The organism is Yersinia vastinensis (assembly GCF_044905075.1).
Taxonomy (GTDB): Bacteria; Pseudomonadota; Gammaproteobacteria; order Enterobacterales; family Enterobacteriaceae; genus Yersinia; species Yersinia vastinensis.
The window spans coordinates 3,247,841-3,261,650 of record NZ_CP173260.1; the positions used below are offsets into that span (position 1 = coordinate 3,247,841).

A 13,810-nucleotide genomic window follows, 5' to 3' on the forward strand; every position below is an offset into this window, starting at 1 on the left:
ACGTTATTTTCTGATCTGCTCCTGCAAAGCAGCGTTAGCATTCATATGGATATAAAGCGCTTCTACTTTAGCCCGTGCCCATGGGGTACGGCGTAAAAACTTCAAACTCGATTTAATGCTGGGGTCACTGGTGAAACAATTGATTCGAATACGGTATGCCAGCTCTTCCCAGCCATAATGATCTACCAGCTTAGTCAGTAACTGTTCCAGAGTAATGCCGTGTAGTGGATCTTTGGATGAGTGGTCGCTCATGATTTATCTCGCGCTTTTATGATGACGATTTTATCAGCCGCACACCTTAATCAGGATCGGTTGATGCGACAAGCAAAATTCCCAATTTATCACCCCGCTATTTTACATATCACGGGGTGATCCCCTGAACATCAAGATATTGCAATAAACTGTTGGCGCAGTTGATGAACCTGATCACGTAACTCCGCCGCCTGCTCAAACTCAAGATTTTGTGCGTGCGTATACATCTTCGCTTCCAACTCACGGATTTTCTGATCGAGTGCTTTAGGTGGCAATGATTGATAATTGTCAGTATCAGCCACTTTGCTACCCCGCCCCTTCCCTTTACCACGGGTCGAAGGCTGGCCTAATTGCAAGATATCGCCAATTTTTTTATTCAACCCTTGAGGGATAATGCCGCGCTCTTCATTGTATGCTTGCTGTTTAGCCCGACGCCGTTCAGTTTCACCAATGGCTTTCTCCATTGACGCAGTAATTCGGTCACCATAGAGAATCGCTTTACCATTGAGATTACGCGCCGCACGGCCAATCGTCTGGATTAAGGAACGCTCAGAACGCAAGAAGCCTTCTTTGTCGGCATCCAAAATGGCAACTAAGGAAACTTCTGGCATATCCAACCCTTCCCGCAGCAAGTTGATGCCCACCAGCACATCAAATTCGCCTAGGCGTAAATCACGAATAATCTCCACCCGCTCAACAGTATCAATATCCGAATGCAGATAACGCACACGAGCGCCATGCTCTTCCAGATATTCCGTGAGATCTTCGGCCATACGTTTAGTCAGTGTGGTAACCAGCACCCGCTCGTTAATAGCGGCCCGAATACGGATCTCCGACAGCAAGTCATCTACCTGAGTGGCCACTGGACGAACTTCAATCACGGGGTCAAGCAAGCCCGTTGGCCGCACCACTTGATCAACCACCTCGCCGCCAGATTTCTCCAACTCATATTTACCCGGTGTGGCTGAAACATAGATGGTCTGTGGGGCTAACGCCTCAAATTCTTCAAAACGCATTGGACGGTTATCCAACGCTGATGGCAGCCGGAAGCCATATTCCACTAATGTTTCTTTACGTGACCGGTCACCTTTGTACATCCCACCAATTTGCGGGATGGTGACGTGGGATTCATCCACAATCAATAAGCCATCGGCGGGCAGATAATCAAATAAGGTTGGAGGTGGCTCACCCGGCCCACGGCCAGAAAGATAGCGAGAATAGTTTTCAATGCCAGAGCAGTAACCCAGCTCATTCATCATTTCAAGATCAAATTGAGTGCGCTGGGTAATACGCTGTTCTTCCAGCAATTTATTGTTCGCTAAGAGCACCTGACGCCGCTCGGCCAATTCAACTTTAATCTCTTCCATCGCCTGCAAGATACGTTCTCGCGGGGTAACATAGTGTGTTTTAGGATAAACCGTAAAACGTGGAACTTCGTGCTGTAGCTGCCCTGTTAGCGGGTCAAATATGGATAACCGCTCAACCTCTTCATCAAACAACTCTACCCGCAATGCCCACTCATCGGATTCTGCCGGGAAGATGTCAATGACCTCACCCCGCACACGGAAAGTCCCGCGCTGAAAGACTTGATCATTACGGCTGTATTGCAGCTCTGATAAGCGACGTAGAATTGAGCGCTGGTCAATAATCATCCCCTTGGTCAAATGCAACATCATTTTCAGATACAAATCTGGGTCACCCAAGCCATAAATGGCAGAGACCGAGGCGACCACGACCACATCCCGTCGTTCTAACAATGCTTTGGTTGCAGATAGCCGCATCTGCTCGATATGTTCGTTTACAGAAGCATCTTTCTCGATAAAGGTGTCAGAGCTTGGGACATAAGCTTCAGGCTGGTAGTAATCATAGTAAGAGACGAAATATTCCACCGCATTCTCGGGAAAGAACTCTTTCATCTCGCCATAAAGCTGGGCGGCCAATGTTTTATTTGGCGCTAAGACCATCGTTGGGCGGTTCAAATCAGCAATAACATTTGCGACGGTAAAAGTCTTACCGGATCCCGTTACCCCCAACAGTGTCTGATGGGCCAGACCATTTTCTAACCCTTCTTCCAATTTACGGATGGCCTCAGGCTGATCGCCTGCTGGCTTAAACTCAGAATGTAGTTTGAATGGTTTACTCATGAATTTGCTACCCGCCGGAGAATTGCACACTGTCAGGAGGCTAATTATGAAAGCCCCATGGATTTTTGCCACCGCTATGATACTGGATATAAAACCAGCTTAAAACAGTAAAATGCCTTAATTTGCCTAACCACCATATTGTTTGCATCGTTACAGTGACATGTTGCTCTCGTTTGCACACTAAAAGTGTTTTTATCCCCAGCCATTAACATAAACACATTATTCATAGTTAATTGATTAAAGATCATCCATCCATCAAGGTTATCTTTTTTGAGTGCTTGATTTTAACTAACTCATTGAAAAAACAAATTTTTATTAAAAAGTCGAGAATCCGGACAACTGGAGCCAAAGCCGCGCCGGCTCTCGCTTGCCACCAGTTTTCTATCGCTCATGCACAAGGTTATCCACAGGAATGGTGGATAACTCATTCCACCCCATAAGGGCCGCGTGTTGGCGAAAAGCGAAGGTTAGCGATGAAATAGAGACAAACTGACTTTTTTAGTGTTTTTTTTACATTTTTATTTCGCCGCATATTTCAATTAGTACTAAGTAAACTATTTGCTAATTCTATAAAGTTCGTCTTCTGCTATCGCCATGTAGACAGTTCTCTCCCCCAAAATTGTTACTGCACCATTATTTTCGCCTTGGCACTGCTTGAGTGCAATGAAGCACTGTTCATCGCTGTTCCCCGTCGTCGCCTCGGCCCTTCTTAACCCTATTTATGCATTAAAACCATTTACAGCTCGTTAACATGCGAGTTTTCATTCGGACTCTGCCAACTTGGCCCAAGAGTTGCTTTATATCTCTACGAAACGAAGAAATGAAAGGAGGAATGCGCTAAAGCAGTGCATAACATCAATTGACCAAGAAGCTCTCATAAAGAGGGTGATAAAGGGTGAAAATACCCCATTGATGTCATTTTATGCCGCTATCAGCTCACTTTACATCAATTTACACTCACAACCACCCACTAGAGATGTGGTGTTTTATGCTGCAATGCCGCTATCAAGTATGCAGATTTGCTGGTTAATTCTTCACTAGCCGTTACAGAACACCGGGACACCTGTGAACTACTGAGATCGACTGAGGAGAAGCACTGATGCTGAGTTTAACCGCTGTAAATCAATACTATGGTCAGAATCATATCTTATGGGATATCAATCTAGAGCTTCCTCGTGGCCAATGTACTTGTCTGATTGGCCGCAATGGCGTGGGTAAAACCACGTTAATTAATTGCATCATGGGGCATTTACCGATTAAGAGTGGCACCATGACTTGGCAACCTAACCACGAACCACCACAGAATTTACTACAGCAATCGGTCGAGGGGCGCACCGCGCTGGGCATCGGCTATGTTCCGCAAGGGCAGCAGATATTCTCTCAACTGAGTGTTGAGGAAAATATGTTGATCGCCGTGTTAGCAGGTCGGCATAAGTCACACCCGATTCCAAGCTGGGTTTTTGATTTATTCCCCCAGTTACATGATAAACGCCTCCAGCGTGGCGGAGAACTCACTCGCCATCAGCAGCAACAATTGGCTATCGCCAGAGCCTTAGTTGCCGAACCAGAATTGCTGATCCTTGATGAACCGGGAAGCGGCACATTACCCCCACTAAGTGAAGATATCGGCAATATTTTGCATCAACTCAGCCGTAGCCTTGGTATGACCGTGTTACTGGTTGAACATCGATTGCCTTTTATTCAACATGTTGCTGATCGGTTCTGTTTGATGGCGGGAGGGCGAAATGTGGCACAAGGGACATTAGAGCAATTGGATGAAAAGATGATTATCGAGCATTTAGCCAGTTGATTGGGCTATGGATATTTTTCGCTTGTCCTGTTTGGTTCCGGTAACAGGGCTAATCTTCTATTAGCCCTGAGGTTGTTGACATCCAAGAGGCCGCTACACCCCCGTCGGTACATTCTTCCTAATCATGGGGTGTGCCAGCAATCCCAAATCCAGATACTCCCCCAGATTGCAGCGTGCCATCGCGGGTAAAGCCTTCAAATCCGTCAAATGAGGGATAACACCCAGTAATGGTGCCTTTATCATCTGCGTTAATGTTGCCAAATATTCCGATTGCCGCGTACCTGCGGGTATCACCTCATTGGCGACCCAGCCGGCCAGCGTCAATCCCGCTTGCTCGATAGCCAAAGCTGTCAGCAATGCATGATTGATGCACCCCAACTTAACCCCAACAACCATAATGACTGGCAATTGCTCTTGCTGTACCCAATCGGCAAAAGTTGCTTGTGCAGAAAGTGGCGTAAACCAACCTCCAGCCCCTTCTACCAGTACCCAATCCGCAGTTTGCTCAAGTTGGCGTAAGCCATGCGATAAAGCAGGCAAATGAATCTCACGCCCTTCGCTTATGCTGGCAATATGTGGTGAGGTGGCCTCCCGCAAGGTCAGTGGATTAACCTGCGCGTAACTCAACATCTCAGTACTGTTAGCCTGTAGTGCCAAAGCATCACTGTTGCGTAATCCGTCAACCGTCATCTGGCTGCCCGAGGCCACCGGTTTATACCCTGCGGTGCGGTAACCCATCATTTCTGCGGCTTGCAGTAATGCACAACTGGCGACAGTTTTACCGACATCGGTATCTGTGCCGGTGATAAACCAACGTTTAATCACGATAAATTACCCCATAAACCAAATGGTAACTCAACGGGCAGTAGCCAGATTGCGTGTTATAGGCGCGTTGCAACGCCATCAAGCGTTGACGGCCACTTAACCCGGCCTCACGCCCCTGATGCAAATGCGTGGCCCCAATACCCTGTAGCGAGCGCATAAGAGCAATGACGTCTGGAAATTGCTGCTGATACAACTGCGGTGTCAGGGTATGTCGATAGTCTTGGCAAGCGGCACTAATATGCTGAAATGAAAGAAAATCGTTCACATGTCGTTTACCATCAACTTGTTGCCACGCCTGCCCTAACTCATCAAGAGACCCCTTCGCCAGAGTAGAGAATAAAATGATTCCACCCGGGCGCGTGACTCGGTGCAACTCAGCCAGTGCGAGCGGTAAATCAGCACACCACTGCACCGCTAAATGACTAAAACAGATATCAACGGATTGATTAGACAGAGGAATAGATTCGATATCACCGAGTAGATAGTCATCAGCCTGCTGCTGCTGCTGCGCGTGCGCCAACATGCCTGCAGCCAGATCCAGCGCAATGACATGCTTGCCGAGTTCACGCCAGCGGCGGCTAAAATGCCCGGTGCCACATCCGGCGTCCAACACTGAATGTCCAGAATATTGCGCGCCAAGTGCCAGTAAGATTTCACCTGTTTGGCGCTGCATATCAGCCGCAGTATCGTAGCTACCCGCCGCTCGGCTAAAGGCTGCCGCAATTGCCTGTTTATTCACTGTTGATTTATTCTCAGCCCATGTTGACCGTAGGTTTTCAGTGGCAAATGCCATAAAGCACCTCCAATAACCGGTCAATATCCTCACGGCGGTGGGCGGCACTTAGCGTAATGCGCAGCCTGGCTCCTCCCGGTGGAACGGTCGGTGGCCGAATCGCCGTAACCCATAATCCTGCGGTGCGCAGTTGATCTGCCAATGCTAACACTTGCTGATTATCCCCTACCCGCAATGGCTGGATGGCTGTTTCAGATTCCCCTAATGACAATGGTAACTCTGCTACACCACGACGAAATTGTGCAATGCGCTGTTGAAGCCGCTGGCGTAAATCATCACCTTGCTGAATACGTTTTAATGCCGCTTGCAAAGCAACTGCCTGTGCTGGAGGCATCATGGTGCTGTAAATCAGATGACGAGCATATTGCAGCAAATATTCGGCTACCGGCTCCTGACACAACACCGCTGCGCCACTTAAACCAAATGCTTTACCAAAAGTGACCACCAGCAGCTCAGGTTTCACCCCTTGCGCCCAGCAACTGCCCCTCCCCGCCTCACCTCGCACACCAATGCCATGCGCATCGTCCACTAATAACCAGCCCCCGGCTGATGCGCTCTGCCGTTGCAACTCGGCCAACGGTGCACTGTCACCATCCATGCTGAAAACCCCTTCAGTCACCACCAAAGTTTGACCGGAGCAAGGCTTATTCAACAGATTTTGCAATGAATCGGCTTGATTATGGGCAAAGCGCCGTAATTGAGCCGGAGAGTGCGCCGCGGCTTCCAACAAAGATGCATGGCTGAGTTTATCCGCCAATATCCGATCATCAGCGCCCGCCAACGCCGCCAATACCCCTTGGTTCGCAGCATAGCCAGAGATGAATAATAAGGCGCGCGGATATCCCAACCACTCAGCTAATTGCTGCTCTAGTTGAGCATGAGGTTGGCTATAGCCCGTCACATGGCCGGAACCACCACTGCCTACACCATAGCGCGACGCCCCTTGCTGCCAAGCGGCAATCACTTCTGGGTCCTGACTTAGCCCCAAATAGTCATTGCTGGAAAAGTTAAGATATTCTTGATCGCCTCGCTGCAACCAGCGCCCGTTGACGCTATTGTTGACTTGGCGGGTACGATAGGCCAATGCTTCGCGCCGCTGTTGCAGCCCGATTTCAATCTTGTTGTGCCAGCTCATCAGACTGCCGCGTTATAAAATTGAGCACTGTCTGCGTGCAGCAATTGCTTGGTTAATGCTTGTTGCTGTTCATGAATACCCTGCTCTGTCGCTGTCTGTTGCGGGTTCAACCCCAGTTTACGAAATAGCTGCAAATCTTTATCTTCTTCAGGGTTCGGCGTTGTCAGTAGTTTGCAGCCGTAGAAGATGGAGTTAGCGCCCGCCATAAAGCACATCGCTTGCGTTTGCTCGTTCATTTGCTCACGCCCGGCAGAGAGTCGCACATAGGATGTTGGCATCATGATGCGGGCTACCGCGATGGTGCGAATAAACTCAAACGCATCGACATCTTCGTTATTTTCGAGCGGCGTCCCTTTTACTTTGACCAGCATGTTGATCGGCACGCTTTCCGGTGGTTTGGGCAAGTTTGCCAGTTCTACCAATAATCCGGCTCGGTCACGCACGGTTTCGCCCAATCCAACAATTCCACCGGAGCACACTTTGATTCCGGCATCGCGAACTTCACTTAACGTATCGAGCCGCTCCTGGTAGCTGCGGGTGGTTATGATGCTGCCGTAGAATTCTGGCGAGGTATCTAAATTGTGGTTGTAATAATCCAACCCGGCCTCGGCCAAACGGTGGGCTTGTTGCTTATCCAGTGTGCCAAGGGTCATGCAGGTTTCCATCCCCATCGCTTTAACCCCTTCCACCATTTTTTCCAAATAAGGCATATCGCGCTCATGGGGATTTTTCCAGGCAGCGCCCATACAAAAACGGGTCGAGCCGGCAGCTTTGGCTTTTTTAGCGGACTCCAGCACTTGCTCAACCTGCATTAAGCGTTCGCTTTCTAATCCGGTTTTATAGCGGGAACTTTGTGGACAATATTTGCAATCTTCCGGACAAGCGCCGGTTTTAATTGACAACAGCGTGCTGACTTGTACCTGACGAGGGTCAAAATGTTGACGATGAATTTGCTGTGCTTCAAACAACAAATCCAGCAGCGGTTTTTCAAACAGGGCCTGGGCTTGCCCGACTGTCCAGCGAATATAATTTGCCATTACAGCTTCTCCAAGGAAGAGAAAAAAGTGTCGCCAGTGTAAATAAACTCGATATACTGTCAACCATTCTTGCATCAATTTGGTTTACAACAAATCCCCATGACACCTTCTGACCTAGCCTTCGACCAACGCCATATCTGGCATCCCTACACTTCAATGACCGACCCGCTCCCCTGCTATCCCGTTGTGGCAGCCGAAGGCGTTGAGTTGCAGTTGGCTGATGGTCGACGCCTGATTGATGGCATGTCGTCATGGTGGGCAGCTATTCATGGCTATAATCATCCGGCACTAAATCATGCTGCACATCAGCAGTTAGATGAGATGTCGCATGTTATGTTTGGCGGAATTACCCATCCACCGGCGGTCAAAGTGTGTCGGCAATTAGTCGATATGACCCCGACAGAGCTGGAATGTGTGTTTTTAGCCGATTCTGGTTCAGTCGCGGTGGAAGTGGCACTAAAAATGGCGTTGCAATATTGGCAGGCGAAAGGGGAACGGCGGCAGCGAATTTTGACACTACGCCATGGTTACCATGGCGATACTTTCGGCGCAATGTCGGTTTGTGATCCTCAAAATTCCATGCACAGCTTGTATCAGGGTTATCTGACAGAAAATCTGTTTGCCACGGCCCCACAATGCCGATTTGATCAGCCGTGGGATCCTGAAGACATCACAGATTTTGCCGCGATGCTAGGTAAACACGCCCATGAGATTGCTGCAGTAATTCTGGAGCCAGTGGTGCAAGGTGCCGGTGGGATGCGTATCTATCACCCTGATTATTTACGCGAGGTACGAGCATTGTGCAATCAACACAATATTTTGTTGATTGCCGATGAAATTGCCACGGGTTTTGGCCGTACCGGTAAATTATTTGCCTGTGAGCATGCGCAAATCGTGCCGGATATTCTCTGTTTGGGTAAGGCGCTTACGGGGGGATATCTGACGTTATCCGCCACACTGACTACCCGTAAGGTGGCTGAAATTATCAGTAACGGTGATGCTGGCTGCTTTATGCATGGGCCGACATTTATGGCCAACCCACTGGCTTGTGCTGTTGCCTCCGCTAGCCTGAATTTGTTGGCTGAAAATCACTGGCAGCAGCAGGTTATGTCGATAGAAAACCAATTAAAACAGGCATTACTCCCACTAGTAGAGCGCCAAAACGTCGCAGATGTACGGGTGCTGGGGGCCATTGGGGTTGTTGAAATGAAAGAAGCGGTTAATGTTGCTCGCTTGCAACGCAGTTTTGTCGAACGTGGGGTGTGGATACGGCCTTTCGGTAAGCTAATTTACCTGATGCCACCTTATATTATCTCGCCAGAGGCGCTAACCCAGCTCACAGATGCTGTAGCTGACGCAGTAAATAAGCGCTAATAACATAATTTAATAGGTGTAATTGTCGATGTCAGTCGGAATGCGGGCAGCGCACAGTAACCGGAATCTACACAGAATACGTGAGGACGACAGGCACTGCCCAAATTCAAAATGACAAGTAAAATAGCCTATCGCGCCAGGATACTTACCCACATTGGGCCTTTACCTACCGGATAACGGCCTAAGGTTGTCAGTTGGCCACTGTTCTGATCGATTCGGTACACGGCAATATGATCAGATTTTTGCCCGGAGGAGATCAGGAAATGACCGCTGTGGTCGATATTGAAACCGCGCGGTTGTGCTTCTGTCGGATGATGCCCCACCAACGAAATTTCACGCCCATCGTCAGAGACACTGAAAATGCTGAGCAAGCTGGCTGTACGGTCACTGATATATAAATGGCGACCATTTGGGGTGATATGGATATCAGCCGCCCAGCAGGTATCGGTAAAGTCAGTTGGCATCGCATTCACAGTTTGAATTAACTGATATTCCTGCCCGTTATTACTGATCTGATAAACATCAACCGAGCTATTCAGTTCATTGACACAGTATGCAACGTGATGATTTGGATGGAAATCCATATGACGTGGACCCGCTCCGGTAGCAACAGTGATATCTGTTTGTGCATGTGGGGCCAGTTTGCCATCAACACTCAAATCAAATAGCCGCACTTTGTCTTCTTTCAGACAAGGCACCAACAGAATCTGATTAGTTGGGTCAATATTTGCCGAATGAGGCGCAGGTAAGCCGTCTAATTGCTGAATAGGTGCCTGCACCACGCCATGTTCATCAATAGGGCTGATGCTCACGCAGTTGAAACTATAAGAAGCAGAGAACAAGAAGCGGCCTTGCAAATCCGTACCAATATGTGTCGGGCTACCAGGAAGTGGCGCCATACCGGCTGCGGTCAACGTCCCCTCATCGCTAATATTGTAGCTGACAATACCGAAATCAGGGCGCACCCCAACATAGAGATGACGCTGGTTCGGGTTGATTGTCATTGGCTGTACCTGACCCGGCACCTCGACTGTTTGCAGTAAGGTTAATTCACCGGCGGAATCTAATTGCCAGACGTGAATCTGCTGACTGTCTGGGCTTGCCACGTAAACCACTTGCTTCATCTTTACTCCTTAGCCAAATGTTTTTTCATTAACTCATCATTTTAGCCTAGCTTACCTGACTGAACAGACATAACAACAGTCCGCCACTCTGTGGCTCAAACTTATCCTACTTTTTGATTAATATTTGAGGGAACGATAAGGCAAGAGAGGGAGAAATCAGTATAAAAAGGGAGCAATTGTTACTATTGCTCCCTTAAATGAAAGTAATCAGAAGTTGTATTTCACACCCAGCATTGCGCTGGTGTCGCTGTAGCCTTTATTCCCTAACTGCTGACCAATATTACCCCAAAGGTTGAGCCGCTTATTAACCTGGCCCTCAACACCCAATTTCAACTCAGCAATATTAGCTGTACCGGTTTGCTTAACGGTGACATTGTCCATTATTGTGCCAAAATCTTTAGTATTGTGAATCCAATTGGCTTCAACAAATGGTTGGAATATCCGATCATTATCTTTATCTTGCTGACTATAACCGTGCATAAAAGCTTTCACCCCAAGGCGGGTTTGGATATTGCCATCTCCCACACCTGAAACGTGAGTACCGTTATCTTCTTTATGAGAGTCCGCTTTCACCCCCATCCAGACGGCTTGAGCTTTAGGCTGTATAAAGTAGCTACTATTTAGACTTTCGCCGACCTTAAAGGTATAGCCGGTCTCAACAGAGGCTGTCACACCACGAGATTTATAACTTTCTGCCGCCAGACTCTGTCCTTCAACCCGGTTATTAAACCAACTGTATTGCGCCCAACTGTCCACATATAAACCTGACTTGTCGGCTTCATTGGCATACCACGTGCCATACATGCCAAGGCTATAGCCATCGACTGAAGAACGGGCACTGTATCCGGATAAGCGAGATTCGCTGCGACTTTTACTATTACCGTAGCCAGCCATGACACCCAAGTGGAAACGATTTAAATTATTAGTGCTCCACTGAGCAATATCGCCTCCTAGCTGCAACACATAGCGATTGCTCTGGGTGCCCAATTGGTCATCACTGTCCCTAACACGAGTATGCCCCCCAGCATTGCGCATCCACATACTGGTTACTTTCCGTTCGCCTGTTAATGCATCAATATATTGAGTTTCGCCTAAACGATCATGCAAGCGCATGACAAACATATTATTTGCTGCCGCCAGATTGGCGGAGTAACCACTGGCTTCTGGGCGCTCAATTTTCTGTTTTTGACCGGGATGAACCTCAGAGGGAGCGGTTGGGTCGACGGGATCAACTGGGTTAACAGGGTCTACTGGGTTAACCGGATCAACTGGGTCTACTGGGTCTACTGGGTCTACTGGGTCAACCGGGTCAACCGGGTCAACCGGGTCAACCGGGTCAACTGGGTCAACTGGGTCAATAATCTCAGGCGGATCGATCGGCGTAATGATCGGCGTAGAGGCATTGGTCAAATACCAGTGGTTGCTATTACCGTTTTGAGTTCGGTCTACACTGCTATCATGTCCGCGATTCAGACTGTAATCGTAAGCACCAGCGACAATACGCCCCGACTGGATAAATTCCCCCTCGGAATCACCATTAACCCGAATCAGCTCAATACCCTCCAATGTTTCATTACCTAACCCTCCAGCATTTCTCACCACGACGTAAGTGGTTCCGGAGGTGTTGCCCTCGACTAAGAGCTTATCCGTCTCTGAAGTATCATCATTGAGTGCGGTATTAAAATAGATATACCCTCCGTCACTGTGATAATTCCCGGTAACGGTCAGCGTTTTGAACGTCGAACTATTATCAAGATAATTAACAATGGCACCGTTAGATAAATTCAACGAGGTTAAATTTGAATCACCGGACATATTCCAGATACTGGAGTCGCCATTAATGGCCAAATTAATCACTCCATCATTGCTACTAGTGCTAGCAAGACTTTTGGTGACCCCATTAAAAACAGAACCATCAGCAAGTCTCAAGTCAATTAAACCACTTTTCTCTGCCAACACGTTGCCATCAATATGGAAAATACCGGTAGTAGAGAGATTATTATCCGCATTATAAGACTTTATTTCTGAACCTACGCCTGTCGCATAAATGGCATTTGAATTAGTGCCACTCACATTAATGGTTAAACCACCTAATATATTGATAATACCGCCATTAGTATTGGTATAAAGCCCCACTGCGGCTTTTAAGCCATTCGCATTATTACCCGTCGTCATCACCGTAGTGCCATCACCTAAATTGACGACACCTCTTTTATTGGCAAAAACCCCATCCGCAGCGCTGCCTGAGGTGGTAATGCGACTCTCCTTACCGAGCGTCACACTGGCAGACCCTGTTTGCCCCGAATCCCCCATTTCACGGTTACCGGCATAGACTCCGTAGCCCAGACCGTCGACAAGATTTGCCCCCGAGCCTTCGGTCGTAATACGAGCTCTATCGCCCAGGACAATATTATTGTACTGCCCGGCGGTATTGGTGAGGTTGGCACGGACACCAATTCCATATTTAGCAGATATTACGGCATCACTGCCAAGTGTAATGAGACTTGACCCCGTGTTATTTCCCGCATTAATACCATCCCCAGAAGCCCCTAATGCTGAAATGATAGCATTATCACCAATAGTAATGATGGCCGGATTATTCGCTGGCGCACCTGATTTTATTTGTATTGCATCAGCTTTGTTACCCGAGACACTGATAAACAGATTATGACCAAACTTCATCTCCCCGGCCTGATTTTTATACAATCCAACAACCGCATTCGTTGGGCTTGAGACTAAATCAAATGTATTGGTAATAGAATAATTGTCACCATAGATACCGTCCCAGAATGTCGTATCAGTGCATATCGTTAAATTACACCCAGCATAACTTTGAGCGGTCAACAGACCCATAGCCAATGAAACAACAATAGCAATTCTTTTCTTTTCGAAAATTTTAGCCGGGGAAATATTCATATTAATGTCCTGGTTGGTCCGTACAAAAATCAAAAAATTGAAAACTTGCCATTTTCATCAACACTTTATTTTTATTAGAATCACGTCTATTTTTTTATAAAAAGCTTGAAGAGATATATTTTTAAATAGATAAATTCTGAGTAAAATATACCATGTCCGTATCACTCAATAATTTAGGAAGAAAGACCCTGCAATGTGTGAATATTCCTACAAGGAAATGCACACTAAAATATTTAATTTAAATTCAATCAATTGACCTAATAAGGCGAATGATGAAAAATAATAAACATGAAGATTATTTGATTAAGATCATTTAAAAGCTAACCTACCACTTGAGTGGGTTATTTATGATTTTTACGGGAGAAAATAACATTTTAACCCCCATTAGTATTATATGAGT

Annotated in this window: 10 protein-coding genes; 2 read left to right on the forward strand and 8 right to left on the reverse strand. The window is 47.4% G+C overall.

What is annotated here, in order from left to right; translation table 11 throughout:
* Window positions 1-3 precede the first annotated feature (3 nt).
* Both ACIOG0_RS15135 and uvrB read right to left on the reverse strand, forming a co-directional pair.
* Window positions 4-252, reverse strand: coding sequence for a VF530 family DNA-binding protein (locus ACIOG0_RS15135; RefSeq protein WP_050098824.1), 249 nt, complete (start codon window positions 250-252; stop codon window positions 4-6).
* Window positions 253-383: 131 nt separating this feature from the next.
* On the reverse strand, window positions 384-2,396 hold the full coding sequence (gene uvrB / locus ACIOG0_RS15140; protein ID WP_050141022.1) for an excinuclease ABC subunit UvrB: 2,013 nt from the start codon (window positions 2,394-2,396) through the stop codon (window positions 384-386).
* 1,099 nt (window positions 2,397-3,495) lie between these two features.
* On the opposite strand from uvrB, the gene ACIOG0_RS15145 reads away from it, so the two are divergent.
* On the forward strand, window positions 3,496-4,206 hold the full coding sequence (locus ACIOG0_RS15145) for an ABC transporter ATP-binding protein (protein ID WP_050098827.1): 711 nt from the start codon (window positions 3,496-3,498) through the stop codon (window positions 4,204-4,206).
* A gap of 93 nt (window positions 4,207-4,299) precedes the next feature.
* Here the strand turns inward: ACIOG0_RS15145 and bioD are convergent, their stop codons facing one another.
* The 4 genes from bioD to bioB are packed head-to-tail and all read right to left on the reverse strand — an operon-like array spanning window position 4,300 to window position 7,996.
* The gene (gene bioD / locus ACIOG0_RS15150; RefSeq protein WP_128451731.1) at window positions 4,300-5,031 is read right to left on the reverse strand and encodes a dethiobiotin synthase; all 732 of its coding nucleotides are present in this window, start codon (window positions 5,029-5,031) and stop codon (window positions 4,300-4,302) included.
* Window positions 5,024-5,824: a malonyl-ACP O-methyltransferase BioC gene (gene bioC, locus ACIOG0_RS15155; RefSeq protein ID WP_050098832.1), complete on the reverse strand. Its 801-nt coding sequence runs from the start codon at window positions 5,822-5,824 to the stop codon at window positions 5,024-5,026. Before bioC ends, bioD begins: the two co-directional genes overlap by 8 nt.
* Window positions 5,808-6,959: an 8-amino-7-oxononanoate synthase gene (gene bioF / locus ACIOG0_RS15160; RefSeq protein ID WP_050098834.1), complete on the reverse strand. Its 1,152-nt coding sequence runs from the start codon at window positions 6,957-6,959 to the stop codon at window positions 5,808-5,810. The genes bioC and bioF overlap by 17 nt, the downstream gene beginning before the upstream one ends.
* Window positions 6,959-7,996 (reverse strand): biotin synthase BioB, encoded by a 1,038-nt coding sequence (gene bioB / locus ACIOG0_RS15165; RefSeq protein WP_050098836.1) that lies wholly within the window; start codon window positions 7,994-7,996, stop codon window positions 6,959-6,961. Before bioB ends, bioF begins: the two co-directional genes overlap by 1 nt.
* A 99-nt stretch (window positions 7,997-8,095) precedes the next feature.
* Here bioB and bioA point away from each other — a divergent pair, with 99 nt between their 5' ends.
* On the forward strand, window positions 8,096-9,370 hold the full coding sequence (bioA, locus tag ACIOG0_RS15170) for an adenosylmethionine--8-amino-7-oxononanoate transaminase (RefSeq protein WP_050098838.1): 1,275 nt from the start codon (window positions 8,096-8,098) through the stop codon (window positions 9,368-9,370).
* Between the two features lie 128 nt (window positions 9,371-9,498).
* Here the strand turns inward: bioA and pgl are convergent, their stop codons facing one another.
* A complete protein-coding gene (pgl, locus tag ACIOG0_RS15175; RefSeq protein WP_128451730.1) occupies window positions 9,499-10,494 on the reverse strand; it encodes a 6-phosphogluconolactonase in 996 nt (331 codons plus the stop codon).
* Between the two features lie 207 nt (window positions 10,495-10,701).
* A complete protein-coding gene (locus ACIOG0_RS15180; protein ID WP_128451757.1) occupies window positions 10,702-13,347 on the reverse strand; it encodes an autotransporter outer membrane beta-barrel domain-containing protein in 2,646 nt (881 codons plus the stop codon).
* Between the last annotated feature and the right edge of the window lie 463 nt (window positions 13,348-13,810).